27 protein-coding genes are annotated in these 26,849 nt (G+C 73.0%); 8 read left to right on the plus strand and 19 right to left on the minus strand.

Annotation, left to right across the window (positions count from 1 at the left end):
- Positions 1 to 10: 10 nt before the first annotated feature.
- Positions 11 to 508 (plus strand): Lrp/AsnC family transcriptional regulator, encoded by a 498-nt coding sequence (locus ACZ3HQ_RS10745; RefSeq protein WP_467509448.1) that lies wholly within the window; start codon positions 11 to 13, stop codon positions 506 to 508.
- Positions 509 to 523: 15 nt separating this feature from the next.
- Here ACZ3HQ_RS10745 and ACZ3HQ_RS10750 read toward each other — a convergent pair whose 3' ends face one another.
- Both ACZ3HQ_RS10750 and ACZ3HQ_RS10755 read right to left on the minus strand, forming a co-directional pair.
- Positions 524 to 1,111: a TetR/AcrR family transcriptional regulator gene (locus ACZ3HQ_RS10750; RefSeq protein ID WP_467509450.1), complete on the minus strand. Its 588-nt coding sequence runs from the start codon at positions 1,109 to 1,111 to the stop codon at positions 524 to 526.
- Positions 1,108 to 2,622 carry a 3-hydroxyacyl-CoA dehydrogenase gene (locus ACZ3HQ_RS10755; protein ID WP_467509452.1) on the minus strand — a complete coding sequence of 505 codons (1,515 nt, stop codon included), beginning with the start codon at positions 2,620 to 2,622 and terminating at the stop codon, positions 1,108 to 1,110. The genes ACZ3HQ_RS10750 and ACZ3HQ_RS10755 overlap by 4 nt, the downstream gene beginning before the upstream one ends.
- 212 nt (positions 2,623 to 2,834) lie before the next feature.
- Between ACZ3HQ_RS10755 and paaN the strand changes: the two genes are divergently transcribed.
- The gene (gene paaN, locus ACZ3HQ_RS10760; protein ID WP_467509454.1) at positions 2,835 to 4,526 is read left to right on the plus strand and encodes a phenylacetic acid degradation protein PaaN; all 1,692 of its coding nucleotides are present in this window, start codon (positions 2,835 to 2,837) and stop codon (positions 4,524 to 4,526) included.
- Between the two features lie 9 nt (positions 4,527 to 4,535).
- Here the strand turns inward: paaN and ACZ3HQ_RS10765 are convergent, their stop codons facing one another.
- From ACZ3HQ_RS10765 to ACZ3HQ_RS10775, 3 genes are read right to left on the minus strand one after another with little or no spacing between them, the layout of a single operon-like run.
- Positions 4,536 to 5,276, minus strand: a complete 741-nt coding sequence (locus ACZ3HQ_RS10765; RefSeq protein WP_467509456.1) for a TrmH family RNA methyltransferase — start codon at positions 5,274 to 5,276, stop codon at positions 4,536 to 4,538.
- Positions 5,273 to 6,487, minus strand: a complete 1,215-nt coding sequence (locus tag ACZ3HQ_RS10770) for an HTTM domain-containing protein (protein ID WP_467509458.1) — start codon at positions 6,485 to 6,487, stop codon at positions 5,273 to 5,275. The genes ACZ3HQ_RS10765 and ACZ3HQ_RS10770 overlap by 4 nt, the downstream gene beginning before the upstream one ends.
- On the minus strand, positions 6,484 to 7,311 hold the full coding sequence (locus ACZ3HQ_RS10775) for a DUF5819 family protein (RefSeq protein ID WP_467509459.1): 828 nt from the start codon (positions 7,309 to 7,311) through the stop codon (positions 6,484 to 6,486). The genes ACZ3HQ_RS10770 and ACZ3HQ_RS10775 overlap by 4 nt, the downstream gene beginning before the upstream one ends.
- Positions 7,312 to 7,827: 516 nt before the next feature.
- Here ACZ3HQ_RS10775 and paaA point away from each other — a divergent pair.
- From paaA to paaE, 5 genes are read left to right on the plus strand one after another with little or no spacing between them, the layout of a single operon-like run.
- Positions 7,828 to 8,847, plus strand: a complete 1,020-nt coding sequence (paaA, locus tag ACZ3HQ_RS10780) for a 1,2-phenylacetyl-CoA epoxidase subunit PaaA (RefSeq protein WP_467509461.1) — start codon at positions 7,828 to 7,830, stop codon at positions 8,845 to 8,847.
- A complete protein-coding gene (gene paaB / locus ACZ3HQ_RS10785; RefSeq protein ID WP_030805879.1) occupies positions 8,844 to 9,131 on the plus strand; it encodes a 1,2-phenylacetyl-CoA epoxidase subunit PaaB in 288 nt (95 codons plus the stop codon). Before paaA ends, paaB begins: the two co-directional genes overlap by 4 nt.
- Positions 9,128 to 9,847 (plus strand): 1,2-phenylacetyl-CoA epoxidase subunit PaaC, encoded by a 720-nt coding sequence (gene paaC, locus ACZ3HQ_RS10790; protein WP_467509463.1) that lies wholly within the window; start codon positions 9,128 to 9,130, stop codon positions 9,845 to 9,847. Before paaB ends, paaC begins: the two co-directional genes overlap by 4 nt.
- Positions 9,841 to 10,377: a 1,2-phenylacetyl-CoA epoxidase subunit PaaD gene (gene paaD, locus ACZ3HQ_RS10795; RefSeq protein WP_467509465.1), complete on the plus strand. Its 537-nt coding sequence runs from the start codon at positions 9,841 to 9,843 to the stop codon at positions 10,375 to 10,377. The genes paaC and paaD overlap by 7 nt, the downstream gene beginning before the upstream one ends.
- Entirely contained in the window at positions 10,377 to 11,441 is a 1,065-nt protein-coding gene (paaE, locus tag ACZ3HQ_RS10800) for a 1,2-phenylacetyl-CoA epoxidase subunit PaaE (protein WP_467509467.1), read from the plus strand. The genes paaD and paaE overlap by 1 nt, the downstream gene beginning before the upstream one ends.
- 9 nt (positions 11,442 to 11,450) lie before the next feature.
- Here paaE and ACZ3HQ_RS10805 read toward each other — a convergent pair whose 3' ends face one another.
- The 14 genes from ACZ3HQ_RS10805 to ACZ3HQ_RS10870 all read right to left on the minus strand — a co-directional run bounded on the left by ACZ3HQ_RS10805 (position 11,451) and on the right by ACZ3HQ_RS10870 (position 25,224).
- Complete coding sequence (locus ACZ3HQ_RS10805) at positions 11,451 to 11,780, minus strand: rhodanese-like domain-containing protein (protein WP_467510007.1); 330 nt, start codon at positions 11,778 to 11,780, stop codon at positions 11,451 to 11,453.
- Positions 11,781 to 11,840: 60 nt separating this feature from the next.
- Positions 11,841 to 12,662, minus strand: coding sequence for a J domain-containing protein (locus ACZ3HQ_RS10810; protein WP_467509469.1), 822 nt, complete (start codon positions 12,660 to 12,662; stop codon positions 11,841 to 11,843).
- A 75-nt stretch (positions 12,663 to 12,737) separates the two neighbouring features.
- A complete protein-coding gene (locus ACZ3HQ_RS10815) occupies positions 12,738 to 13,208 on the minus strand; it encodes a hypothetical protein (protein ID WP_467509471.1) in 471 nt (156 codons plus the stop codon).
- 54 nt (positions 13,209 to 13,262) lie between these two features.
- Positions 13,263 to 14,690, minus strand: coding sequence for a DUF2252 domain-containing protein (locus ACZ3HQ_RS10820; RefSeq protein ID WP_467509473.1), 1,428 nt, complete (start codon positions 14,688 to 14,690; stop codon positions 13,263 to 13,265).
- Between the two features lie 138 nt (positions 14,691 to 14,828).
- Positions 14,829 to 16,148, minus strand: a complete 1,320-nt coding sequence (locus tag ACZ3HQ_RS10825) for an MFS transporter (RefSeq protein WP_467509475.1) — start codon at positions 16,146 to 16,148, stop codon at positions 14,829 to 14,831.
- A complete protein-coding gene (locus ACZ3HQ_RS10830) occupies positions 16,141 to 17,325 on the minus strand; it encodes an ATP-grasp domain-containing protein (protein ID WP_467509477.1) in 1,185 nt (394 codons plus the stop codon). Before ACZ3HQ_RS10830 ends, ACZ3HQ_RS10825 begins: the two co-directional genes overlap by 8 nt.
- Positions 17,322 to 18,545 carry an ATP-binding protein gene (locus tag ACZ3HQ_RS10835; RefSeq protein WP_467509479.1) on the minus strand — a complete coding sequence of 408 codons (1,224 nt, stop codon included), beginning with the start codon at positions 18,543 to 18,545 and terminating at the stop codon, positions 17,322 to 17,324. Before ACZ3HQ_RS10835 ends, ACZ3HQ_RS10830 begins: the two co-directional genes overlap by 4 nt.
- A gap of 77 nt (positions 18,546 to 18,622) precedes the next feature.
- Positions 18,623 to 19,849, minus strand: a complete 1,227-nt coding sequence (locus tag ACZ3HQ_RS10840) for an ATP-grasp domain-containing protein (protein ID WP_467509481.1) — start codon at positions 19,847 to 19,849, stop codon at positions 18,623 to 18,625.
- Positions 19,850 to 19,895: 46 nt separating this feature from the next.
- On the minus strand, positions 19,896 to 20,687 hold the full coding sequence (locus tag ACZ3HQ_RS10845) for an SDR family NAD(P)-dependent oxidoreductase (protein ID WP_467509483.1): 792 nt from the start codon (positions 20,685 to 20,687) through the stop codon (positions 19,896 to 19,898).
- A 52-nt stretch (positions 20,688 to 20,739) separates the two neighbouring features.
- Positions 20,740 to 21,732, minus strand: a complete 993-nt coding sequence (locus ACZ3HQ_RS10850; RefSeq protein ID WP_467509485.1) for an aldo/keto reductase — start codon at positions 21,730 to 21,732, stop codon at positions 20,740 to 20,742.
- A 1-nt stretch (position 21,733) separates the two neighbouring features.
- A complete protein-coding gene (locus ACZ3HQ_RS10855; RefSeq protein ID WP_467509487.1) occupies positions 21,734 to 23,011 on the minus strand; it encodes an FAD-binding protein in 1,278 nt (425 codons plus the stop codon).
- Entirely contained in the window at positions 23,008 to 24,057 is a 1,050-nt protein-coding gene (locus ACZ3HQ_RS10860; protein WP_467509489.1) for a polysaccharide deacetylase family protein, read from the minus strand. The genes ACZ3HQ_RS10855 and ACZ3HQ_RS10860 overlap by 4 nt, the downstream gene beginning before the upstream one ends.
- A gap of 11 nt (positions 24,058 to 24,068) precedes the next feature.
- Positions 24,069 to 24,878, minus strand: a complete 810-nt coding sequence (locus tag ACZ3HQ_RS10865; protein ID WP_467509491.1) for a phytanoyl-CoA dioxygenase family protein — start codon at positions 24,876 to 24,878, stop codon at positions 24,069 to 24,071.
- Between the two features lie 184 nt (positions 24,879 to 25,062).
- Complete coding sequence (locus tag ACZ3HQ_RS10870; protein ID WP_467509493.1) at positions 25,063 to 25,224, minus strand: hypothetical protein; 162 nt, start codon at positions 25,222 to 25,224, stop codon at positions 25,063 to 25,065.
- Between the two features lie 324 nt (positions 25,225 to 25,548).
- On the opposite strand from ACZ3HQ_RS10870, the gene ACZ3HQ_RS10875 reads away from it, so the two are divergent.
- The gene (locus tag ACZ3HQ_RS10875) at positions 25,549 to 26,763 is read left to right on the plus strand and encodes a helix-turn-helix domain-containing protein (RefSeq protein WP_467509495.1); all 1,215 of its coding nucleotides are present in this window, start codon (positions 25,549 to 25,551) and stop codon (positions 26,761 to 26,763) included.
- Positions 26,764 to 26,849: the final 86 nt, after the last annotated feature.

The following is a 26,849-nucleotide window of genomic DNA, read 5'->3' on the forward strand; positions in this document are numbered from 1 at the left end:
GCGGGGGGACATGACACCTGAACAAATGGCCCAGGCGGCGGAGGACGGCGCGCTGCGCCCGCCCCGCCCGCTGGACGCCATAGATCAGGACATCCTCAAGATCCTCCAGGCGGACGGCCGCGCCTCGATACGTTCGGTCGCCGAGCGGGTCCATGTCTCCCGCGCCAACGCCTACGCGCGGATCAACCGGCTGGTCGAGGACGGGGTGATCCGGGGCTTCGGCGCCCGGGTCGACCACGAGCGGGCCGGGCACGGCACCTCGGCGTACATCACGCTGAACATCGTCCAGAACACCTGGCGCACGGTCCGGGAACAGCTTCGCCGCCTGCCCGGCGCGTCCCACATGGCGCTGGTCGGCGGCGACTTCGACGTGCTGCTGCTGGTGCACACGCCGGACAACAGGGCGCTGCGCGAGCTGGTGCTCACCCGGCTCCAGTCGATCCCGGAGGTGCTCGGCACCCGCACCCTGCTGGTGTTCGAGGAGGAGGACCTGGAGCCGGACGCCTGACCCCCGCGCCGGTCCCTACTCCTTGCGCAGCCCCGCGAAGACCAGCCGCACCACCGCGTCGGCCACCTCGCGCCCACTGGCCCCGCGTGTCTCGGGCCGGTACCACTCCACGATGGAGTTGATCATTCCGAAGACCAGCCGGGTCGCCAGCCGGACCTCCACGTCCCCGCGCACGTCCCCGTCCTCGGCGGCCGCCCGCAGCAGGTCGGCCACCCGGTGGTCGAAGTCCCGGCGCCGCTCCAGCGCCCACCGCTCCGCCTCGGTGTTGCCCCGGACGCGCAGCAGCAGCGTCACATAGGGCAGCTCGGCTATGAGCACCTCGACCATGCGCCGTACGACGTGCTCCAGCCGGTCCACCGGCCGCCCCACGCGCGCGGGCTCCTCGTCGAGGATGGCGAACAGTCCGTCCAGCGCCCGGCTGACGGCCCGGCGCAGCAGCTCCTCCTTGCCGCTGACGTGGTGGTAGATCGAGGACTTGGAGATGCCCGCCGCTCGGGAGAGGTGCTCCATGGAGGTGCCGTCGTAACCGCGCTCGTTGAACACCCCCACGGCGACCGAGAGCAGGGTCTCGGGGGTGTACGTGTCGCGCTTGGCGGTGGTCATGAGGTGCCCTCCCGCTTGTCGGTGGCGTACGCGTGGCGGTAGAGCGCGAGGGACGGCGCGTACCGGCCGGAGGGGTCGCGCATGTGCAGGTCGTCCAGCAGCTCGTACGCCCAGCTCCGGCCGAGCCTGCGGCTCCACTCGAAGGGCCCGAGGGGGTAGTTGACGCCCAGGCGCATCGCGGTGTCGATGTCCTCCTCGGTGGCCACGCCCTTGGCGACCGCGTCGTGCGCGAGGTCGACGATCCGGGCCACCGTGCGGGCGACGATCATGCCGGGCACGTCCCCGATGACGCTGACGTCCTTGCCGAGCGCCTGGAAGAGGCCGATGGCCTCGGCCAGCGTACGCGGGGAGGTGTCCTGGGAGGCGGAGAGCGCGATCCGGGTGGCGGCGCGGTAGTCCAGGGCGAGGTCGAAGTAGACGACGTCCCGGAACTCCACGGCGGTCTGCCCGTCGGCGAGGACCAGTTGGCCACCGCTCGGCAGGGCCAGCCGGCTGCCCTGGTCCTCGTCGTCCTCGTGGACGGCGATGCCCGCCTCGCGGATCAGCGGGAGCAGCCCGGCGGCCGGGCCGAGGTCGCCCTCCACGGTGACGTGGGCCGGCGGCTTCTCCTTCTCGGCGGTGTGCGGCTCGGGGCGCTCGGCGCCCTCGGCGTAGTCGAACCAGCCCTGGCCGCTCTTGCGGCCGAGCCGCCCGGACTCCACCAGGCGGCGCTGGGCGAGCGAGGGCGTGAAGCGGACGTCCTGGAAGAAGGAGTTCCACACCGAGTGGGTGACGGATTCGTTGACGTCCTGCCCGATGAGGTCGGTCAGCTCGAAGGCGCCCATGCGGAAGCCGCCGCTCTCGCGCAGCACCGCGTCGATGGTGGCCGGGTCGGCGCCCTGTGCCTCCAGCACGGCGAACGCCTCGGCGTAGAAGGGCCGGGCGATGCGGTTGACGATGAAGCCGGGGGTGTCCGCGCAGGCCACCGGGGTCTTCCCCCAGGCGCGGGCGGTCTCGTACGCGCGCGTGACCGACGTGACGTCGGTGGCGTACCCGGAGACGACCTCCACCAGAGGCAGCAGCGGGGCCGGGTTGAAGAAGTGCAGACCCAGGAAACGGCCGGGGGAGGCGAGCGCGCCGCCGACGGCGGTCACCGACAGGGAGGAGGTGTTGGTGGCGAGCAGACAGTCCTCGGAGACGATCCCCTCCAGCTCCCGGAACAGCTCCTGCTTGACGTCCAGCCGCTCCAGCACGGCCTCCACGACCAGCGCGGAGTCGGCCAGTTCGGCGAGGTCCTCGACGGGCGTGAGGCGGGCGCGCGCCGCGTCCCGTTCGTCCGCGCCGAGCCGGCCCTTGGCCACGAGCCGGTCGAGGCGGGCGCCGATGGCCTCGGCGGCCTCCCGCGCCCGGCCGGGCAGCGCGTCATGGAGCAGGACCGGGTGGCCGGCGGTCAGCGCGACCTGGGCGATGCCCTGGCCCATGGTGCCGGTGCCGACCACGGCCACGGGACTGCTGAGGTCGATAGCTGTCATGTGCGCGATCCTCCCGCACGACGTTGTCCACAGATGCGGCGGACCCCCTTGTCCCGACCGATCGTTCGGTTACTCTAGCCCTGACCGCCCGCAGCCCACCACCGTCCGGCGGAAGGCTCCGCGGGCCGCGCCCGCCGCAACCCTGCCGTCTCTCCAAACCCCCAGGTCACGAGCTCGACGACGAGCTCACGCAGACGAGGAGTTGGTCCCGGATGACCGCCCGACCGACCGCACACGAGCTGATCGCCCAGCACCGCCCCACCCTCGATCAGGCCCTTGAGGCGATCCGCACCCGCGCGTACTGGTCCCCGCACCCTGAGCACCCCAAGGCGTACGGCGAGCACGGCAGCCTGGACGCGGGCGCGGGCAAGGCCGCCTTCGACGCGCTCCTCGGCACCCGTCTGGACCTGGACCAGCCCGGCACGGACGACTGGGTGGGCGGCGAGGTCTCGCCGTACGGCATCGAACTGGGCGTGAGCTACCCGCACGCCGACCTCGACGTGCTGCTCCCCGCGATGCGCGCCGGGCAGGCCGCCTGGCGCGACGCGGGCGCGGAGGCCCGCGCGGCGGTCTGTCTGGAGATCCTGAAGCGGATCAGCGACCGGACGCACGAGTTCGCGCACGCGGTCATGCACACCAGCGGCCAGGCGTTCATGATGGCGTTCCAGGCGGGCGGCCCGCACGCCCAGGACCGCGGCCTGGAGGCGGTGGCGTACGCGTACGCGGAGCAGACCCGCACCCCCGAGACCGCGGAGTGGAGCAAGCCGCAGGGCAAGCGCGACCCGCTGACGCTGACCAAGAGCTTCACGCCGGTCCCGCGCGGCATCGCCCTGATGATCGGCTGCAACACCTTCCCCACGTGGAACGGCTATCCGGGCCTGTTCGCCTCCCTGGCCACCGGCAACGCGGTCCTGGTCAAGCCGCACCCGCGCGCGGTGCTGCCGCTCGCGCTCACCGTCCAGGTGGCCCGCGAGGTGCTGGCCGAGGCCGGTTTCGACCCCAACCTGGTCGCGCTCGCCGCCGAGCGGCCCGGCGAGGGCATCGCCAAGACCCTCGCGACCCGCCCCGAGATCCGCATCATCGACTACACCGGCTCCACCGCCTTCGGCGACTGGCTGGAGGCCAACGCCCGCCAGGCGCAGGTCTACACGGAGAAGGCCGGCGTCAACACGGTGATCGTGGAGTCCACCGACGACTACCAGGGCATGCTGGCCAACCTGGCCTTCTCGCTCTCCCTGTACAGCGGCCAGATGTGCACCACCCCGCAGAACCTGCTGATCCCGCGCGAGGGCATCAGTACCGATGAGGGCCACAAGTCCTTCGACGAGGTGACCGGCGACCTCGCCCGCGCCGTCGACGGCCTCCTCGGGGACGACGCCCGGGCCAACGCCCTGCTGGGTGCCATCGTCAACCCTGATGTGAAGGCCCGCCTGGAGGCCGCCGCCGACCTCGGCGAAGTCGCCCTGGCCTCCCGCGAGGTCACCAACCCGGACTTCCCGGACGCGGTGGTGCGCACCCCGGTGATCGTGAGGCTGGACGCCGCCAAGCCCGACGACGAGGCCGCCTACCTCGGCGAGTGCTTCGGTCCGGTGTCCTTCGCGGTGGCCGTCGACTCGGTCGCCGACGCCGTCGACCTGCTGCGGCGCACCATCCGCGAGCAGGGCGCCATGACGGTCGGCGCCCACACCATCGACCCGGAGGTGGCGCGCGCCATCGAGGAGGTCTGCCTGGAGGAGCCCGCCCAGCTCTCGCTGAACCTGACCGGCGGGGTGTACGTCAACCAGACCGCCGCCTTCTCCGACTTCCACGGCTCCGGCGGCAACCCGGCGGCGAACGCGGCCCTCACCGACGGCGCGTACGTCGCCAGCCGCTTCCGTGTGGTGGAGGTCCGCAAGGAGGCGTAGTCGCGCGGCTCAGGCGGTGCGCAGGCTCCAGTGGTACAGCGTCATGGCCACGCTGGTGGCCAGGTTATAGCTGGAGACCTGCGGCCGCATGGGCAGCGCCAGCAGCCGGTCGGCTCGGGCCCGCAGCGGTGCCGAGAGCCCGCTGCGCTCCGAGCCGAACGCCAGCACCGCGTCGTCGGGCAGCCCGACCCGCCGGATGTCGTCGCCCTCGGGGTCGAGGGCGAACAGCGGCCCGGTGGGCAGCTCGTCGACACCGAGGCGCTCCACGGCGGTGGCGAAGTGCAGCCCCGCCCCGCCGCGCACCACGGTGGGGTGCCACGGGTCGAGAGTGCCGGTGGTGACGACCCCGGTGGCGCCGAACCCGGCCGCCAGCCGGATCACGGCGCCCGCGTTGCCGAGGTTGCGCGGCTCGTCCAGCACCACCACGGGCGCGGTGCGCGGCTGGTGGGCCAGCGTCTTGAGGTTGGCCTCGCGGGACGGCCGTACGGCCAGGGCGGCCACGCCGGTCGGGTGCGGGCGGGGCACCAGGGAGGCGTACACCGCCTGGGGCACCTCCGTCAGCAGCGCGTCCAGCGGGTCTCTGACGTCCCCGGCGAGTTCACCGGCGAGGGCGAGCGTGGCCGCGCGGTCGGTGGTGACCGCCACGGGCACCTCGGCCCCGAAACGCAGCGCGTGCTTGAGGGCGTGGAAGCCGTCCAGCAGCACGGCGTCCCCGGCGCGCTCGCGCCAGCGGTTCAGGGAGTCGGTCATGCCCTGAACCCTACGTGCCCCGCGGTGGACTCCTCCGGGGCGCGGGGCGGCGGCACCCGGCCCGCCCCGCCGCGCCGTATCAGCCGTCCACGCGCGCGTGCGGCCCAGCCGCCGAGGAGCAGCAGGAAGGCGGTGGGCAGGAAGACGGCGTCCGCCGTGATCATCGCCAGGGAGAAGAAGGGCAGCCCGAGGACGACGGCGATCACCGCGTGCTCGGTCATCATCAGCACCAGCAGGACGTTCTTCACGCGCCGGTTGAACAGGGTGAAGGGGAAGGCGACCTGCACCATGACCGTCCCGTAGGTCACGATCATCATCAGGACGCCGCTGGCGGACATCAGGCCGGCGAGGGCGGGCCAGGGGGAGAAGTAGTCCAGGTGCAGCGGGTAGTAGACGGCGGTGCCGTCCTGCCAGCGCGAGCCCTGGATCTTGTACCACCCGGCCGTGGCGTAGATCAGGCACGCCTCCGCCATGATCACGGCGATACCGGCGTTGTGCAGCACGTTCGCCAGCACGTCGAGCAGCATCCGGGGCTGCTGCGAGCGCGTCCAGCGACCGGCCGCCCACCACAACCCCAGCCCGGCCCAGCTCGCCCAGAGCAGCGCGGGCACCAGCCAGTCGCCGTGGAACCGGCCCGTCACCGCGGCCGTGACCAGCACCGTGCCGGACAGCCCCCACAGCACCGGACCCACCCGGTCGGCGGGAACGCGCTCCCCACGCGCGCGTGCCGCCTCCGCCCGCCCGGCCCGGCGCGCGTCCAGCGACCACACCTGGGCGCAGCGGGTGAACACCAGGTAGAGGGACATCAGGTGCAGCACGTTGTCGCCGCCGTCCCCCATGAAGACGCTGCGGTTCTGGAGCGACAGCACCCCCACCATGAACAGCACGGCCGCGGTCCGGGTGCGCCACCCGACCAGCAGCGCGGCACTGGCCAGCAGCGCGAGGAGGTAGCAGAGCTCGAAGAAGAGCCGGCTGTCGGACCACATCAGCACCGTGAAGGCGTGATTGTCGGCGATGAGCTGGTGGGCCAGGTTCCAGCTCCACGGCCCGGCCGGCCCGTACAGCTCCTGGCGGTGCGGGAACTCGCGCAGCAGGAACAGCAGCCAGGTCCCGGCGAACCCGATCCGGATCACCGCGCTCTGGTACGGGCCGAGGGCAGCGCCGGTGACGCGCCCGACGCCCTGGGCGAAGGTCTGGGAGAGCCGGTTCATCGGGCACCCGCCTCGGTCTCGTCACCGGTCACCGTCCACCAGGGCAGCACACGGTAGGCGGGCTCGGTGGAGACCTTCTCCCGGCTCCACTCGGGCGGGGGCACGTTGACGGTGCGGGAGCGCACTTGCACGCGCTCGATGGTTCCGAGGCGTTCGACGCCCTCGTCCCGCCGCAGGCGCAGCACCACTATCCGGCGCACGTACTGCTCGGAGAGCGCCCCGCGCACGCCCACGGGCCGGTTGTCGGTGCCGTGGGTGTTGCCGAGGAAGTCCCAGGCGCGGCGCAGCTCGTTCTGCTGGGTGTGGCTGGGCAGCAGGTTGCCGTCGATGGCGGCGCCGTCCGCGGCGGACAGGTCGGTCCAGCCGGTGGTGCGCACCTCGCCGTCCCCGCCCCGGACCTGGGCGCGTACCTGTACGGCGACGTTCTGCTGCAACGGGTTCGGCGCGAACAGCTTCCAGTTCTGCTCGAACTCCGGGTACACCCACCCCTCCACCGCCTTGGCGTGCCGCTTGCTCACGGTGTTGGCGGGGGCGAGGCTCAGGAACACCATGCCCAGGTGCACCGCGGCGACGGCCGCCACGACCGCGAGCGCGCCGCCCGCGACGAGGCGGTAGCGGGGGGAGAGGGCGGCGAGTCCGGTGCGCGGAGCGGGCTCCCTGGCTCCGCCGGGCTCGGTGGCCCCGGGTCCGGCGCCCTCTGCTGCGGTGGCCCCGGACTGGGTGGCCCCGGACTCGGTGGCCCCGGACTCGGTGACCTCGGATTCGGTGGCCCCGGACACGGTGGCCCCGGACACGGTGACCTCGGATTCGGTGGCCCCGGACACGGTGGCCCCGGATTCGGTGGCCCCGGACACGGTGGCCCCGGATTCGGTGGCCCCGGACACGGTGGCCCCGGATTCGGTGGCCCCGGATTCGGTGGCCCCGGATTCGGTGGCCCCGGATTCGGTGGCCCCGGCTGGTGTTCCGGGGCTGTCCGCGCGACGCGCCCCGGCCGGACCGTCCGGCCCGCTCAGGGCCCCCGGCTCCTCGTCGTACGCGTCCATCCCCGCCCCGTCCCGCTTCCGCTCCGGCATCGACGCACCCGGCATGGGCGCCCCCTGGTCCTCGGACGCCTTTGCTTCCGCTTGGCACCCGCACGGAACGGTACTCAGCCCCACCCGCCCCGCGCAGCCCAGGGCCCGGCCTTCGCCGCCCGGCCGGGGCGGGGTTTTCCACAGGCGCGGGGCCGCATTGTCCACAGCGGTTGACACCCGACGACGCCCCGGCACACCATTGACACGCACGAACCGAACGATCGGTCGGGGCGTGTTTCCGGCAGAGTCCTAGGTCAGGGGGACCGCATGGCCACAGCAGCCGCGCCTCGCACGGACCGCACACCCGCGGAGGGCGCACCCGGCGCCACCGCGGACATCGCGGCGCACCAGTACGCCTTCGACACGGCGGTGGCCGCCGAGGAGCGCATCGAGCCGCGCGACTGGATGCCGGACGCCTACCGCGCCACCCTCGTCCGCCAGATCGCCCAGCACGCGCACTCCGAGATCATCGGCATGCAGCCCGAGGCGAACTGGATCACCCGCGCCCCCAGCCTGCGCCGCAAGGCGATCCTGATGGCCAAGGTCCAGGACGAGGCGGGCCACGGCCTCTATCTCTACAGCGCCGCCGAAACCCTCGGCACCAGCCGCGAGGAGCTGCTCGACAAGCTGCACAGCGGCCGCCAGAAGTACTCCTCGATCTTCAACTACCCAACCCTGACCTGGGCCGACGTGGGCGCCATCGGCTGGCTGGTGGACGGCGCCGCCATCACCAACCAGGTCCCGCTGTGCCGCTGCTCCTACGGCCCGTACGCCCGCGCGATGGTCCGCATCTGCAAGGAGGAGTCCTTCCACCAGCGCCAGGGATACGAGCTGCTGCTCGCCCTGAGCCAGGGCACCCCCGAGCAGCACGCCATGGCGCAGGACGCGGTCGACCGCTGGTGGTGGCCCTCACTGATGATGTTCGGCCCGCCCGACGACTCCTCTCAGCACTCGGCCCAGTCCATGGAGTGGAAGATCAAGCGCCACTCCAACGACGAGCTGCGCCAGCGCTTCGTCGACATCGCCGTCCCCCAGGCCGAGTCCCTCGGCCTCACCCTCCCCGACCCGGACCTGAAGTGGAACGAGGAGCGTGGGCACCACGACTTCGGCGCCATCGACTGGACCGAGTTCAAGGAAGTGCTCAAGGGCAACGGCCCCTGCAACGAACAGCGGATCACCCAGCGCCGCCGCGCACACGACGAGGGCGCCTGGGTCAGGGAAGCGGCCGCCGCCCACGCGGCCAGACACGCCGGGAGCACCGGCCGGACAGGAGCGACGCGCGCATGACCCACACCGACTGGCCCCTGTGGGAGGTCTTCGTCCGCTCCCGCCGCGGCCTCTCCCACACCCACGCCGGCAGCCTGCACGCCCCCGACGCGGAGCTGGCCCTGCGCAACGCCCGTGACCTGTACACCCGGCGCGGCGAGGGCGTCTCCATCTGGGTCGTCCCGGCCACCGCCGTCACCGCCTCCTCGCCCGACGAGAAGGACCCGTTCTTCGAGCCGTCCGCCGACAAGCCCTACCGGCACCCGACCTTCTACGAGATCCCGGAAGGGGTGAAGCACCTGTGACCGCCACCGTCCCCACCACCGCCGCGCTGGCCCTCGGCGACGACGCCCTGGTGCTCTCCCACCGCCTCGGGGAGTGGGCCGGACACGCCCCGGTCCTGGAGGAGGAGGTCGCCCTCGCCAACATCGCGCTCGACCTGCTCGGCCAGGCCCGTGTACTGCTCTCCATGGCCGGCGACGAGGACGAGCTGGCCTACCTCCGCGAGGAACGCGCCTTCCGCAACCTCCAGTTGGTGGAACAGCCCAACGGCGACTTCGCCCACACCATCGCCCGGCAGCTCTGCTTCTCCACCTACCAGCACCTGCTGTACGCCGAACTGGCCGCACAGGAAGGTCCGTTCCAGCCGCTGGCCGGCAAGGCGGTCAAGGAGGTCGCCTACCACCGCGACCACGCCGAGCAGTGGACCGTGCGCCTCGGCGACGGCACCGATCTCAGCCACGACCGGATGAGCCGGGCCTGCGGCGCACTGTGGCGCTTCACCGGCGAGATGTTCCAGCCGATCCCCGGCGTGGACGTCGACTGGGCGGCGCTGGAGGCGAGTTGGCTCGCCTCGGTCACGGACGTGCTCGGGCGCGCCACCCTGACCGTGCCCGAAGGCCCCCGCACGGGCGCCTGGGCCGCGGGCGCGGGCCGACAGGGCCTGCACACCGAGTCGTTCGGGCGGATGCTCGCCGAGATGCAGCATCTGCACCGCAGCCATCCGGGGGCGTCATGGTGACCGCCACCGCGCTGGAGTCGGAGCTGCTGGAGCTGGCCGGCTCGGTGCCCGACCCCGAACTCCCCGTGCTCACCCTGCACGAGCTGGGCGTCGTGCGCGCCGTGCACCTCACCGGCACCGGCGCGGTCGAGGTCGACCTCACGCCGACCTACACCGGCTGCCCGGCGGTGGAGACGATGAGCGCGGACATAGAAGAGGTCCTCCGGGCGCACGGCATGCGGGAGGTGACCGTCCGCACGGTCCTCACCCCGGCCTGGTCCACGGACGACATCACTCCCGAGGGCCGCCGCAAGCTCCGGGAGTCCGGCATCGCCCCGCCGCGCACCCGGCACCCCGCGGGACCGGTCGCCCTCACCCTGGGCCCGACCCGCACCGGCGCCGCCGGGGAGCCGACGACGGAGGCCGTCCGCTGCCCCCACTGCGACTCGGCCGACACCGAGCTGCTGAGCCGCTTCTCCTCCACGGCCTGCAAGGCGCTGCGCCGGTGCCTCTCCTGCCGTGAACCCTTCGACCACTTCAAGGAGTTGTGATGGCACGCTTCCACCGGCTCCGGGTGGCCGAGATCGACCGGCTGACCGACGACTCGGTCGCCGTCACCTTCGCCGTGCCGCCCGAACTGCGCGAGGAGTACCGGCACCGGCCGGGCCAGCACCTCACCCTGCGCCGCCGAGTGGACGGCGGGGACATCCGCCGCACCTACTCCATCTGCTCCCCGGCCCCCGACCCGGCCGGGCCCGGCCCGAGCACGCTGCGGGTGGGGGTACGGCTGGTCGACGGGGGCGCGTTCTCGACGTACGCGTTCAAGGAGATCGCCGCCGGGGACGAGCTGGAGGTGATGACCCCGGCCGGGCGCTTCACCCTGGACCCGGCGCCGGGTCACTTCGCGGCCGTCGTCGGCGGCAGCGGCATCACGCCGGTGCTGTCGATCGCCGCCACGCTGCTGGCCCGTGAGCCGGGCGCGCGGTTCTGCATGGTCCGGGCCGACCGTACGGCCGCCTCGACCATGTTCCTGGAGGAGGTGGCGGACCTGAAGGACCGTTACCCGGAGCGGTTCCAGTTGGTGACGGTCCTCTCCCGCGAGGAACAGCAGGCGGGCCTGCCCTCCGGCCGCCTCGACCGGGACCGGCTCACCGGGCTGCTGCCCGCGCTGCTCCCGGTGGACCAGGTGAAGGGCTGGTTCCTGTGCGGCCCGTACGGCCTGGTGGAGGACGCCGAACGGGCGCTGCGCGGTCTCGGCGTGGACCGCTCCGGCATCCACCAGGAGATCTTCCATGTGGACGGCGGCACCACCCCGGCCACCACCGCCCCGGCGGCCGCGCACAGCACGGTCACCGCCCGCCTCGACGGCCGCGGCGGCAGTTGGCCGGCCCAGCGGGGCGAGTCCGTCCTGGACACCGTCCTGCGCAACCGCCCCGACGCCCCCTACGCCTGCAAGGGCGGCGTCTGCGGCACCTGCCGCGCCTTCCTCGTCACCGGCGAAGTCCGCATGGACCGCAACTTCGCCCTCGAACCCGAGGAAACCGAAGCGGGGTACGTCCTGGCCTGCCAGTCCCACCCCATGACCGAGAAGGTGGAGGTGGACTTCGACCGGTGAGCGGAGTGGCTAGATCACGACCCCGGCCTGTCCCGCGTCCGTGACCACAGGCCGGCCCGCGGCCTCCCAGTGCTTCATGCCGCCGTCGACGTTCACCGCGTCGATGCCCTGCTGGACGAGGTACATGGTGACCTGGGCGGAGCGGCCGCCGGAGCGGCAGATGACGTTGACGCGGCCGTCCTGGGGGGCGGCCTCGGTCAGCTCGCCGTAGCGGGCGACGAACTCGCTGATGGGGATGTGCAGCGCCCCCTGGGCATGACCGGCCTGCCATTCGTCGTCCTCGCGGACGTCCAGCAGGAAATCGCCGTCCTTGAGGTCCGTGACCTCGACCGTGGGCACACCAGCTCCGAAACTCATGCCCCCGACGCTACCCGAAGCGCCGCACGCGACGCGGGGGCCTCACTCCTGCGTCAGCAGCGCCGCCAGGTCGGACTCACGGCGGGCGATGTCACCGTGCAGCCGCTCGGCGATCTCGGTGAGGAGGCTGTCGGGGTCGTCCGGGGCGAGCCGGAGCATGCCGGCGATGGCGCCGTTCTCCAGTTCCCGGGCGACCAGGGTGAGGAGTTCCTTGCGCTGGGCGAGCCACTCCAGGCGGGCGTACAGCTCGTCGCTGGGGCTGGGCCGGCGCTCGGGCGGCACCGGTCCGGCGGCCCACTCCGCGGCGAGTTCCCGGAGCAGGGCCTCGTCACCGCGGGCGTAGGCGGCGTTGACGCGGGTGATGAACTCCTCGCGGCGGGTGCGCTCGGCGTTCTCCTGGGCGAGGTCGGGGTGGGCCTTGCGGGCGAGGTCGCGGTAGAGCTTGCGGACCTCCTCGCTGGGCCGCACCCGCTCCGGCGGCCGCACCGGCTGGTCGGTGAGCATCGCGGTGGCCTCGGGGAACAGACCCTGGCCGTCCATCCAGCCGTGCAGCAGTTCCTCGACGCCGGGTATGGGCGACAGGTTCGCGCGGGCCTCGGCGGCGCGCCGGATGTCCTCGGGGTCCTGGGTACGGGCGGCCCGCGCCTCGGCGATCGAGGCGTCCAGCTCCTCGATGCGGGCGTACAGCGGGCCCAGCCGCTGTTCGTGCAGCCGGGCGAAGTTCTCGACCTCGACGCGGAAGGTCTCCACGGCGATCTCGAAGTCGATCAGCGCCTGCTCGGCGACCCGGACGGCCTTTTCCAGCCGTTCCTCGGGCCGCGGCGACTGGGCCTGTTCGGTCTGCTCAGCTTCCGGGGTCGTCACCCGACCAGCCTAGGCCACGGCCACAAGGCCCTGCCGCGACGGAGCGGAACGACCGCCCCAACTCGCCGTCTCCGCCTAGGAACCCGCCTGCGGGCACACGGCCGGAACCCACTCCGCCACCAGATCCCGGCACGCCACCACCAGCCGGCCCGGGCGGCAGGCCACCTCGTGGGTGCAGCCGCCCGGCAGCGGCAGGATCTCGTCCAGGATCACATCGGCCGGCGAGGCCGGATCGCACACGTCCAGCACGTCCGACTGGAAGCGGGAGACCCCGGTGTAGCGCAGGAGCAGGTCCTCCTCGTGCCGGAAGCAGTGGTGCCGGAAGCGGATCTCGACGTCACCGTCGTCCGTGCGGTGGACCCGCGTGGGCAGCAGGTCGCGGACACAGCGCTTGGCCTCCGGGTCGTAGTGCGCCGGGTCGGTGGCGAAGGCACGGGCGCCGGGCGGCAGTCCGGCGGCGATACCGGGCAGCCGGGCGAGATAGGGGCGGGGGTCGGCGAGCACGGGCTCCTCGCTGCCGCCGCCGCGCAGTTCGACGTACTTCATCTCACCACCCCGGCCGCCCTCTTCCCGCCACTGCGGCTTCTTGCCGCATCCCGCTCACACCCCCGTCTCGGCCGCGATCCGCCCGGAGCGCACCGCCTCCACCAGCCGCGCGTGGTCGGCCTCGGTGAGGTCGGCGTAGGCGGTGGCGAAGCCGGCCACGGCGTCGTCCAGTTCCTCGTTCTTGCCGCAGTACCCGGCGATGAGGCGGGGGTCGGCGCTGTGGGAGTGGGCGCGGGCCAGCAGGGCGCCGGTCATCCGGCCGTAGTCGTCGACCTGGCCGGGCGCGAGGGCGGCCGGGTCGACGCTGCCCTTGCGGTTGCGGAACTGCCGTACCTGATAACCCCGCCCGTCGACCGTGGTCCAGCCCAGCAACATGTCGCTGACCACCTGCATCCGCTTCTGCCCCAGCACCACGCGCCGCCCCTCGTGCCCGGCGGGCGGCACCGGGAAGCCCGCGGTGGCCAGGTGCGGGGCGAGCGCGGAGGGCCGGGCCTCCTTCACCTGGAGGACGAGCGGCTCCCCACGATGGTCGAGAAGCAGTACGACGTAGGACCGGGTGCCCACGCTGCCGGTGCCGACGACCCGGAAGGCGACGTCCTGCACCGCGTACCGCGCGAGCAGCGGCAGCCGGTCGGCGCCCAGCGTCGACAGATACGGCTCCAGCGAGGCGGCGACGGCGGCGGCCTCCGCGTCCGGGACTCGGCGCAGCACCGGGGGCGCGTCCACGAAGCGGCGGCCCCCGTCCTCCCCGGCCTCCGTGGACCGGGCGGCGAAGCGGCCGCTGGTGTTGGCCCGCGCCTTCGCCGAGACCCGCTCCAGGGTGCCGAGCAGGTCGTGCGCGTCGGTGTGGGAGACGAGTTCCTCGTCCGCGATGGCGTTCCAGGCGTCCAGCGCGGGCAGCCCGGCCAGTAGCCGCATGGTGCGCCGGTACGCGCCGACGGCGTCCCGCGCGGCCGCGTGACAGGTGTCCTCGTCGGCACCCGTCTCGCGCCCGGCCAGCACCAGGGAGGCGGCGAGCCGTTTGAGGTCCCACTCCCAGGGGCCGTGCACGGTCTCGTCGAAGTCGTTGAGGTCGATGACCAGGCCGCCGCGCGCGTCCCCGTACAGACCGAAGTTGGCCGCGTGGGCGTCGCCGCAGAGCTGGGTGCCGATACCGGTCACCGGGGTGCGGGCCAGGTCGTACGCCATGAGGCCGGCCGAGCCGCGCAGAAAGGCGAAGGGAGAGGCGGCCATGCGGCCCACCCGTATCGGCGTCAGCTCGGGAAGGCGCCCGGCGTTGGACTCCTCGACCGCGGCCACCGCGTCCGGACGCGCCTCGTCGATCACGAGGTCCCGGTGGGCGGCGCGGGGCACCTCGGCCCGCAGCGCCTTGCCCTGATGCTTGGCGGACCCGGCCGGCGGCCACTGCGCGAACCCGCGCAGCCTCGGCACCCTGCCCGCCGGCCTCACCCCGGCCGGCTCCACCCGCGCTCCGGCCACCACGACCGCCTCCCCCGCACCCCGAACGCCCCCGCACGAGCGTCTCGAACATCAACTCGTGCCGAAGGTACATGCGGTGGCCGAAACGCGTCAGACCCTGTGGACAACTCACCACTGGCGGGCACGGCGGACGGCCGGCCCCTACTGCGCGGGCACCCCCTCCGGTTCCGGGGCCGGCAGGCGCCGGCAGGCCGCGATGAACAGCAGCCACCCCACCACCGACGCGAGCGCGAAGGCGAGGATCGAGTTCCACAGGCCCAGCCGCCCGCCCAGCAGACCACCGAGGAAGGCGCCGATCGGCAGCGTCCCGTAGGTGAGCATCCGGTACGCCGCCGTCGCCCGGCCGAGCACCTCGGTCGGGATCACCGACTGCCGGAAGGCGACGACATGGACGTTGTAGATGGTCAGCCCGAACCCGTAGACCGCGAACGTCAGCGTGGCCAGGGTGAAGTTCCAGCCCGAGCCGGGCCCGGTCGGGAGCAGCAGCAGGGGCGCCAGGGACGAGGCGCTGCTGGCCAGGATCAGGATGCCGGGGAAGCCGAAGCGGTTTCCCGCGCGACGGGCCACGAACGCCCCGGCCAGCGAGGCGACGCTGCCGAAGGCGAGCACGAAGCCGACGCCGCCGGCGTCCATGCCCAGCTCCTTCACCGCGTAGACCAGGAACAGCGTGAGGATCGCCTGCTCGCACAGGTTGAACCAGCCCGCCCGCATGCTCAGCACCCGCAGGGTGCGGTCCCGCCACAGCAGCTTGACCCCGGTGAGCAGGTCGGCCGCGCGGGGCCGCCCCGTCGAGGACCGCTCGCGGGGCGGCTCGCGGTGCCGGATGAGCAGCATGGTGACGAACGCCGCCAGGTAGGCGACGACGTTCGCCAGGATCGCCAGCCACGCGCCGAGCGCCCTGATCAGCAGGCCGCCGACACTGGAGCCGCCGATCTGGGCGACGGAGTACGAGCCCTGCAGCTTGCTGTTGGCGTCCACCAGATCGCGCTGGGGCACCAGTGCGGGCAGGTAGGCCAGGTAGGCCACGTCGAACACCGAGGTCCCGGCGCCCACCACGAAGGCGATCAGGCACAGGGTCGGCACGGTCAGGGTGTCGGTGAGATACAGCACCGGCACCACGGCCAGTGCCACCGCCCGCGCCAGGTTGGCCACGAGAAGGACCAGCCTGCGGTCGAACATGTCGATCACCAGGCCCGCGAACGGGGTGACGCACAGCGCGGGCAGGTATTGCATCCCGGCGACGAGCCCGACCTCGGCCGGACTCGCCCCCAGGGTGCTCAGCAGCAGCATGGGCAGCGCGAGCTGTGTGACCTGCGCGCCGATCGCGGCGACCGTCTCCCCCGACCACAGCTTGAGGAAGTCCCGGTTGCGCCACAGCCCCCCGCGGACCTTCGCCGTACCGGGTGGCACCCGGTCCTCCGGTTCACTCGACGTCGGCCGCTCGGCCGGTGCGCTAGTCACCTCGGTAGACCTCCCTGCCCTGGTCCAGCGCCCCGAGCGCGGCCGCGACCTCCTCGCGCGTACCGGCGAAGAGCGCGTAGCCGAGGCGGTCCTCGGGGCCGCGCGGCACCCGGTGCACCGTGCCCTCACCGGCGGAGTACCGCAGCTCCCGCAGCGTGCCGAGCAGCGGGGGGCGCGAGGCGTTCGCCAGGGTCACCGGGTGGGTGAACGGGGTGACGCCGTCCCCGACGAAGCAGCGGACGGCCGCACACTCCGCCGCGGGCTCCGACGGGCGAAGCCGCTGCCCCGCCACCGCCGCCAGCTCCGCGAGGTTGATGTTCCAGCCGGTGGCCAGCTCCACCAGGCGCGGTATCTGGCCGCCGGCCGGGCGCCCGGCCACCTCCATCAGGAGGGGCCCCTCCTCGGTCATCCGGAACTCCGCGTGGCACACGCCCGCCTCCATCCCGAGGGCGTCCAGCGCGGCCCGCGTCGCGGCGGCCAGCGCCTCGCGGTCCGCGTCCGGCAGCACCGCGGGCACCACATGGCCCAGCTCGACGCAGTACGGCGGCCGGGTCAGATGCTTCTCGGTGACCGCGAGGATCTCGGTGTCCCCGGGCGCCCAGGTGACGGCCTCGACGCTGTACTCCTTGCCGCGCACATAGCGGTCCACCGCCACCCGGCCGCTCGCCGACAGCGTGGCGGCCGACCGGAAGGCGCCGGCCAGCCCGTCCGGGCCGGTGACGACCTGGACGCCGCCGCTGCCGCCGTAGTCGGTCGGCTTGAGCACGAGCGGGAACCGGCCCCCGGCCAGGTCCTCGCACTCCTGGAGCGTGCGGGCCACCCCGAGCTGGGGGGTGGGCAGCCCCTGCTCCCGCAGCCGGCCGTGCATCAGGCCCTTGTCCCGGAAGTGGCCCGCCGGCATCCGGGTGCCCGGCACGCCGAGCTTGCGCGCGACCTCACGGGCGATGTCGGTGGACAGTTCCTCCCAGCACAGGACCGCGTCCCAGGTGAAGTCGGCCGAAGACGCCTCCTCCAGCATGGAGTCCACCGAGAAGCGGTCGCCCGCCCGCCACCAGTCGCACAGGTTGACCGGGATGCGGTGCGGCAGGTCGATGACCCCGACGAAGTGCCCCGCGTCGCGCAGCGACTTGAGCCCGAAGTCCTTGTTGTCGCCCAGACCGGCGATCAGCACCCTCATCGCGTGCCCGCCTTCGCCCCGAAGACCTCGAAGCCCTCCTCGAGCCGGCGGGCGGCGGACTCGACGGGGCAGCGCAGCAGTCCGGCGGCGTCCAGCTCCTTCAGCCAGCGCTTGCCCGCCTCCAGGTCGCCGATGGTGGTGACCAACTGCATCCGGTCGGTGTTGATGAAGCACCGGTTGGTGGGCCGGCGCGCGGTCACCTTCATCACCTCGGCGCCCTCGGGGTGGGCGGGCACCTCCACACCGGGGATCTCGGTGGAGGGCAGCTCGATCGTGACCGCGCGGGTCTGCACCTCCGGCAGCGCCTCGCCGAGCGCGGCCGCGGTGAACACGGCGTGCGGGTCGGTCCCGGTGCCCGTCAGGCCCAGGTCGGACAGACCGCCGAGCCGCGGGTTGATCTCCAGGACGACGATGTCGTCACCGACGACCGCGAAGTCGATCTGCCACGGCCCGAACGGGGCGAAGTTGTCCTGGATGTCGGTGAGGAACGCCTCCAGCCGGGCCGCCGCGCCCGAGGGCAGCTCGTACGGTGTGATCCGCGCCCGCAGCGAGGGGTCGAGGCCGTCGTCCAGCGGTCCCATCGAGACCACCGGCCAGCGCATGAGCGTCCCGCCGGCACTGATCAGCTCGATGCCCGTCTCGGTCCCCCGCTCGAAGGACTGCACGATCGCCGGGAAGGCGAGCCCCGCGGCCAGGATCGCGTCCAGCTCCTCCTGGGAGGAGGCGTGGAAGCGTCCGTCACCGGCCTGGGCCTGGGCCTCCTTGATGACGAGCGGGAAGCCCACCTCGGCCGCGGCGGCCGCGACCTGGCCGGCGTCGGCGCAGACCGCGCCCGCGGGGACCGGCCAGCCCCGCTCCACGGCGGTCCGGTGGAGCGCCACCTTGTCGCAGGCGACCTCGGCGAACTCGGCGGAGTGGGCCACGAACCGGCCGTTCCACCGGGCGGCGGCGCGGCCGTAGACGATCGGCAACTGCTCCTGGCCGTGCGCGTAGGGGTTGGCGATCGCCACGTCGGGGCGCTCGGCCTCCAGGACGGCGACGACGTCGTCCGCCGTCCAGTCGAGGTCCATCAGCTTGACCTCGACGCCCTCGTTGTCGAACTCCGAGGCCGCGTCGAACTCGACGGCCGAGTAGACGACGATGTCGGTGTAGCCGCGGTCCCGCAGGACCGGCAGGAAGCGGGCGATCTTGTACTCGCCGAAGAGCAGGGCTTTCTTCATCGGTTGCTCCAGTGGGTGAAGAGGGACGAGAGAGAAGACGAGAGAAGAAGACGGTCTGGGGGCGCCGGGCGCGGCCCTCAGACGGGAAGCGGCTCACCCCGTACGACGGTGGCCTCGGCCAGCTTGAGCAGGCGCGCGTCGATCTCCGCGACGTCGCCGCCGGTGGCGATCACATAGCCGGCCCGGCCCAGGAACTGGCGGGGCGGCAGGCGCAGTTCGGTGCCGGGGTCGCTGACCGTGCGCACCTCGTGCACCCACGGCTCGCCGACGAGGGCGGCCGGTGCCTCGATGTCGTCGAAGGTGAGGTCGGCCTCGGGGTACAGGAACCGGATGCCGACCAGACGGTCCGGCCCGGCGATCGGGCCGGGGACGCGTCCCGTGGCGACGGCGCCCAGGACGCGGCCGATGGACAGCCCCGGCGCGGCGAGTTCGGCCAGACGCGGAATGAGGTCGCCGCCGAGGCGTCCGTTGACCTCCACCACCTTCGGGCCGTCCGGGGTGAGCATCAGCTCGGTGTGGGTGATCGTGCGGTCGGTGCCGAGCGCCAGGTTGGCGGCGATCACCACCTCGCGGACCCGCGCCTCGGTACCGGCGTCGAGCACCCGCCCGACGACATGGGCGACCTCCTCGAAGTACGGCGGGTAGCCGGTGCGCTTCGCGGCGACCGAGAAGGGCTCGACCCGGCCGTCGAGCACCCAACTGTCGACGGCGATCTCGGGACCGGTCAGGAACTCCTCCACGAGGACGAGCCCGTCGTCGATGGAGGGGCTCTCGGAGTCCCGCACCGCGGCGAACGCCCGGAGCAGTTCGTCCTCGGAGCGCACGACCGTCACCCCGACACTGGCCGCGCGGCCCCGCGGCTTGAGCACGACGGGATAGCCGATGTCCGCGGCCGCGCCCACCGCCTCCGCCGCCGAGCCCACCAGGGCGAACCGGGCGGAGGGGACCCCCGCCGCCCGGAAGCGGTCCCGCTGGCGTGCCTTGTCCCGGCAGGCCCGCGCGGACTCCACCGGCATGGCGGGCACCGCGAGCCGCGCGGCCAGCTCGGCGACGGGTGTCAGCAGGGACTCCTCCCAGGTGACGACGCCGGTGATCCGGCGGCCGACCGCCAGTTCCCCGGCGGCTGTGAGCAGCGCGGCCTCGTCGTGGACGTCCGCCTGACGGTGGTCGGCCAGGTACGGCAACTGCCAGTCCAGCGGGGAGGGGCCGATCAGCACGACGGAGAACGCCTCCGCGAGACCGCGCAGCGCGTACTCGCGGAAGTGCCGGTATCCCGAGCCGATGACAAGAACACTTTCCTTCACGTGGTCACTCCTCGTGGGTGGCATGGCGGAACCGGCGGCCGGACGGTCAGCGGAGGGCGCGCTGTGCCTCGACGATCAGCCGGCCGCTGTCGTCGGGGGCGGCCCGCCGCTGGAGCCAGGCCGACACGGACGGGAACTGCACGGCCAGGGCGCACTTCAGCCGGAGACCGAGCGGTGCGATGTTGACTTCGGCCCGGTCGCCCTCGACGGCCCGGAGCACCGCCTCCGCCACCTGGTCCGGGGTGACGGGACGCGCCCCGCGCGGCAGCGGGGCCCCGGTGCGGGCGAACATGCCGGCCTCGCTGACGAAGCCCGGCTGGATGAGCGAGACCCCGACGCCGGCCGGGCGCAGGTCCAGCCGCAGGGCGTGGGCGAACCCGCGCAGTCCGAACTTGGAGGCGGTGTACAGCGAGGAGGACGGAGTGGCCGCCTTGCCCGACATCGAGCCCACGAACGCCAGGTGGCCGCGGCCGTCCCCGGTCATCGCCGGCACGAGCAGCCGGGCCAGCAGCGCGACGGAGCCCAGGTTCACGGCCAGCGCCCGCTCGATCTGGCCGGGCGTGTACTCCAGCAGGTCACCGCTGGCGGGCAGCGCCGCGTTGGCCACCAGGACCCGCACGTCCGGGCAGGCGTCCGCCAGCTCGGTGACCTGGCGCGGGTCCGCCAGGTCGGCGGCGATCCAGCGGGCACCGAGCGGCTCGGCCAGCTCCCGCAGCGCGTCGGCGTCGCGGCCGGTGAGAACCAGCCCGGCGCCCGCCCGCGCCAGGCGCCGGGCGAGGACGCGTCCGACGCCCCCGGTGGCACCGGTGACGAGGACGGTCTCTCCTGCGATCTTCATCGGACTGCTCCAGGGGATGCGGGCGTGGGCGGGGGCGGGTGGGCGGCCGTGGTCACCAGCGGTGGTGCACCTGGGCGCGGAAGCGCCGGTCGTACAGCTCACGGAGCTGGTCCAGGAGCGGTTGCGGCAGCGGGTCCAGGGAGCCGGCGGCCGCGTTCGCGCGGGCCTGGGCGACCGAACTGGCGCCCGGGATCACGGTGGTGACGCCGTCCTGCTGGGTGACCCAGCGCAGGGCGAGCTGCGCGGGGGTGATCCCCTCGGGCGCCAGGCCGGTGAACTCGGCGGCGGCCGCGACACCGGTGGCGTAGTCGACCCCGGAGAAGGTCTCGCCCACGTCGAACTGCTCGCCGTGCCGGTTGTACGCGCGGTGGTCCTCGGCCGGGAACACGGTGTCCTCGCGGAACTTCCCGGACAGCAGCCCGGAGGCCAGCGGCACCCGGGCGATCACCCCGACACCCGCCTCCCGGGCGGCCGGCAGCACCCGGTCCAGCGGCTTGCGCCGGAAGACGTTCAGGATGATCTGCAGGGACGCCACGTGGGGCCGGGCGAGCGCGGACAGCGCCTGGTCGCAGGTCTCCACGCTCACGCCGTACGACGCGATCCGGCCCTCGTCGACGAGCGTGTCCAGGGCGTCGAAGACGGCGTCGGAGGCGAACACGGAGTCCGGCGGGGTGTGGAGCTGCACCAGGTCGAGCGTGCCCATCCCGAGGTTCTCCCGCGAACGGTCCGCCCAGGCCCGGAGGTTGTCCAGGGTGAAGGCCGCCGGTTCCTGCGGGCCCCGCCGGCCGAACTTGGTCGCCACGGTGGGGCGTTCGCCGGGCGAGGTACGGAAGTCCCGGAGGAAGCCGCCGATGATCCGCTCGCTGCGGCCGTCGCCGTACACGTCGGCGGTGTCGATGAGGTCGACGCCGCTCTCCACGGCCGTCTCCAGGATGGAGCGGGCGTCGCCCTCCTGTACGTGGCTCCAGCCGTCGCCGAACTGCCAGGTGCCCAGACCGACGACGGACACCTTCCGCCCGGTCCTGCCCAGTGGTCGCTTCTCCATGTCATGCCCCTTGGTCGCGCTGCGGGTGGTCGCGCTGAGGTTGGTCGCGCCGCGGGAACAGCGCGTCGACGACGTCGTTGCCGAACTTGCCGCCCGGGTCGGCCTTGTGCCGCAGCTCGCCGAAGTCCGCCGCCCGGGGATAGCGGGCGAGGATCGCCGGGGCGGCCATCGCCGTGAGCTTGGCCCAGTGCGGCCTGGCGCCCAGCGGCACCAGCGCCTCCTCCACGGCGGCGATCACCGGGGCCACCCGGTCCGGGTCCTTGACCCAGGTGAAGTGGAAGGCCACCGAGTCCTGTCCGTACGCCGGGCTCAGCCACAGGTCGTCGCCGCGCACGGTCCGTACCTCGCCGACCTGCAGCACGGGGGCGAGGGCCCCGCCCAGCGCGCGCAGCGCCGCGAACGCGGCCGGCGCGGCGGAGCGCGGCAGGAAGTACTCGGACTGCAGCTCGTCCCCGAGCAGGGGCGCGGTCCCGGTGCGGATGTGCGGGAGCCGCTCGTGCCAGGGTCCGGGCACTCCGAGCTGGGCGGTGCAGGGCGCCGGGTCCGTCCCCGGTACCGGGTTCAGCGGGGCGTCCGCCCGGGTGCCGAGGGCGGGTTCGGGGGCGGGGCGGTCGGTACGCCGCTTCAGCCACAGGTTCGCCTCGCCCTGCCAGGTGGTGAACACGCTCACGCTGTAGGCGGCCCCGAAGACCTCGTCGAACCGGTCCGCCACCGCCTCCAGCGGCACCCCGACCCGGACCGACTGGGCCACCTCGAAGGACGGCTCGATCTCCAGGGTCACCCTGACGATCACGCCGAGTGCGCCGAGGGACACCACGGACCCGGAGAGGGTGTCGCGGTCCACGTCGCGGCGCAGCCGCACCAGGTCGCCGTCGGGTCCGACCAGCTCCAGGCCGGTGACCGCGGCGGCGAGGCTGCCGACCGTGTCACCGGAGCCGTGGGTCCCGGTGGCGACGGCGCCCGCGACGGTGATGTCGGGCAGCGAGGCCAGGTTGGCCAGGGCGAAGCCCTCACGGTGCAGCGCGTCCGCCACTTCGGCGTAGCGCAGCCCCGCGGAGACGGTGACGGTGCGGGCGTCCGGGTCGACGTCGACCGCCCGGGGAAGCCCGTCGAGCCGTACGACGGTGCTCGCCGGGGACAGTACGCCGCTGAAGGAGTGGCAGGTGCCGGTGGCCCGGACCCGTTCGCTCTCCGCGACGGCCCGGCGCAGGGCGTCGACGGTCTCCGGGCGGACGATCCTGGCCGCGCCGAAGTCGATGGTGCCGGCCCAGTTCCTCATACGGCGCCCGCCAGTGCGCTGCGGTCCCGGTCGAGCATGTCGTCGGCGCGCACGAAGGTGTAGCCGCGGTCCAGCAGGCCCTCGATGATCGGCGGGAGCGAGGCCACGGTGGCCGAACGGTCACCGCCGCCGTCGTGCAGCAGCACGACCGAGCCGGGCCGGACCTCGGCCAGCACGTCCCGCGCGATGGCGTCGGCCTCGCGCATCGCCCAGTCGTCCGGGGCGACGTCCCACAGCACGGTGGTGGTGTCGAACTCGGCCAGGCGGCCGAGCACTTCGGGGGTGCGTGAGCCGTAGGGCGGCCGGAACAGCCGGGGTGCGTCGCCTCCGCAGGTGTCGGCGATCACCTCGTCGGTGCGCTCGATCTGCTCGGCGAGCTGTGCCCCGGTCAGTTCCGGCAGGAACGGGTGCGACCAGGTGTGGTTGCCGATGGCGTGCCCCTGCTCGCGCATCCGCACCAGTTCACCGGCGTATCCCCGCACATGGATGCCGCAGCAGAAGAACGTGCCCGGTACGCCGTAGCGCTCCAGGATGTCGAGCACCTGCCCGGTGAACGGCGGCAGGGGGCCGTCGTCGAAGGTGAGGGCCACCGTGCGGCTCTCGCCGTCGCCGTGGCTGAACAGGCGTCCTGCCGCGATCATCTGGCGGTCGGCGGCGGCCGCCCCGGCGATCCAGCCGGCGAGTTCGCCCTCGCGGCCGGTCTGCGTGCCCCGGTGGCGCTGAAGGCGCACCAGGTCGCCCCGGTCGCGCAGGGCGGCCCGCGCCAGTTCCTCCGCCGGGACCGCGCCGAACAGCGGGCGCTCGGGCAGCAGCCGCGCGTCGGCGCGGTGCACGCGCAGGCCCGCGGCCATCAGCCGGCCGTCCAGCGTGCCGTTGGTGCTGTCGACCACCACGGTGTTCGGTCCGGTCAGCGTCCGCAGCCTGCCGACCAGCTCACCGGTACGGTGCGACGGAAAGTCGGTGGGCGCCAGGACGTCCCGGCCGTCACCGTCCAGCACGGCGAGCCGGTAGCCGCCCTCGTGCCAGGAGATTCCCGTGTACAGCATGCGTCGTCCCCCTACTCGGGCTTCACGTAGTCGCCGAAGTGACGCTCGGAGAACAGGTCGGGCCACTCGGGACCGCCGAGGCGCCGGTGCCGGGCGCGGGCGAGCATCTCCCGCCAGTACGGCTTGACCGGCGGCCACAGGGTCCCGGCCTGGCAGTACGAGGCGTCGACGAAGTAGCGCGGGCGGCCGGGGTAGCCCGGCTTCGCGCGGCGGGCGTGGAACAGCGCGGAGTGGACGATCACGGTGGAGCCGGGGGGCAGCTCCTCCAGGTAGACCTCGCCCGGCAGCTCCTCGGTGCCCAGGTGGCCGCGGGCGTCCTTCTCCGCGATCTCCCGGTGCGAGCCGGGCAGCACCGCGAGACCGGCCATGTCCGGGTCCATGCCGTCGAGGTAGTGCAGCGTGTGGACCATGGAGTGGGTGCGCTCCGACTGCACCCACTGCTCGTAGTCGTGGTGCCACGCCTTGCCGGGCAGGTCGGGCGCGTGCCGGTCGCTGTGCATGTGGTGGAAGGCGAAGCGGGGCCCCATGAGCTGCTCGATGACTCTCAGCAGCGGCCGGTGGGCGAGGAGTTCACCGTGTGCGGGCAGGTCGAGTTCCATGACCTCCGGCACTCCGTGGGTGGCGGGGTCCAGCACTGAGGCGATGGACCGGGCCCGCAGGCCGGTGTCGACCCAGCGGTCCACTTCGGGCTTGAGCCGGGCCACCAGGCCGGCGGGGAGGAACCCCGGCAGCACGAGGAAGCCGGACCGTTCGAACTGCGCCCTCCGTTCGTCGTCCAGCCGAGACTGCTGGCGGGGTGTGTGAAGCGTCTGCACGGACACGGAAAAACAGCTCCGTTCTGTTCAGGGAACCTCGGCGCTTGAGCTGGTGTTGCCAAAGCGTGGATAGGCTTGGCTAGCCTTGGCAACATCTGAGGCAATGCTGGCAACTAAGCGGAACCCGTGATTCTGAAACCGGGCGGTCAGCAGTGCGGTGCGAAGAAAGGTTTTTTCGGTACGGCCCGCCTTACGGCCAGTCGATGCCGCCGTCCTCACCGGCACCGGCCGCGGCCACGTGGGTCGGCTGCGGGGCGGGCCAGTCGATGGAGTCGAGCGTGACGCCCGCGGCCGCGGCGAGGAAAACCGCGCAGAACGTAACGAAGCGGACGGAGTGCTTGATGGCGCGCATGACTGTCCTTATGACTCGGAATGGCTCGGAATGACTCGGAATGCGGTCGGAACGCGGGGATCGGCCCCCCGCCTTGCCAAGGAACGTACCGAGCGGGCGAACCGTTTGGCAAGGGTTGCCAAACTATTGATCACGTTGATCTTGATCGCGCTGCTGAGACCCCTTAATTCTTGGAGAAATAGAGGCATAGCTTTGTCAAACAGGCTGCCTGGAGTAGGCTCTCCCTTGTCAGGCCGGACCCAGGACGACGTGCAGACAGGCGGGGGCTGCCCACGTTCGCCGCCGGCCCGACCCCCCTATCCGTCGACATGGCTGGGATTTCGCGTGCAGCAGCCCCAATTCGGCCGTCGGCTCAGGCAACTGAGGACCGAACGCGGCCTGTCGCAGTCCGCCCTCGCCGGGGACGGCATGTCCACCGGCTATCTCTCGCGGCTGGAATCCGGTGCCCGGAAGCCGACCGAGCGGGCGGTCGACTACCTGGCGGAGCGCCTCGGCATCGACCGCGGCGCGTTCGAGGAACCGAGCAAGAAGTCCTTCCTCCAGGCCCTCACCATCGCCGCCTCCGCGAACGGCGAGGAGTTCAACGACGAGCTGAGCGAACTGCTGGAGAACTCCGGCGTCGAGGACCCGGTGCTGCGCTGGCACGGCTTCTGGCTGGTGGCACAGCGCCGGCTGCAGCAGGGCAGGCACGACGAGGCCCGCGGTCACCTTCAGGAGGCCGTCCGCATCGCCGACGACCTCGACATCCCCGAGCTGCGGTGCCGCGCCCGTACGCAGTTCGCCCGCTGTCTGCGCTCCCTCGGAGAGGTCAGCGCCGCGCTGGCCGTCGCCGGGCAGGCGTACCGGCTCAGCCGGGAAGCCGACCTGCCGGCCCAGGAGGTCGGGGCGGCGCTGCTGGCCCTGATCTCCTGCGAGGCCGAGGCCGGCCGGCTGCCCGACGCCCGCGCCCACAGCGAGGAACTGCTGGAAGTGGTGGGCCACCGCGCGGACGCGCTGGGTGCTGAGGCCCACTGGGCCTCCGCGACGGTACGGGTCCGCCAGGGGGACTACGAGGGCGCGCAGAAGCTGCTGGGGCAGGCCCTGGACCGGCTCTCCAGCCACGAGAACCTGCTGCTGTGGGTCCGGCTGCGGCTCGCCGCGGCCTCGCTGTCCCTGCAGTCGCACCCGCCGCTGGTCGAACGGGCCGCGGAGCTGCTGGCCGAGGTGGAACCGGCGGTCGCGCTGGTCGGTACCGAGGTGTCCCGCCAGGAGCTCGCCACCCTCAAGGCCCACCTGGCCCAGCACCAGGGCAGGCCGGAGGAGGCGCTCCGGATCATCAAGGAGATGCGGAAGGAGCCGCTGCTCATCACCCACCGCGACCTGATCCGGCTGCGCATCCTCGAGGCGCAGCTCATGATCGGTTCCGGGGAGACGACCGAGGGTGTCCGGCAGTTGCGGCAGCTCGCCGAGGAGACCCAGCGCGAGGCCAACATCGACCTGGCCGCCGAGGCATGGCGGCTGCTGGCCCAGTCGCTCACATCGCAGGCCGCCGAGAACTGACCGGGCCCACCCGCACCGCGGCCCCCGCCGCACGGCACCGCGCCCCGCCGAGCACCCGCTCGGCGGGGCGCACCCGTGTGCGTGCC

This window comes from Streptomyces sp. NPDC018263 (assembly GCF_055562575.1).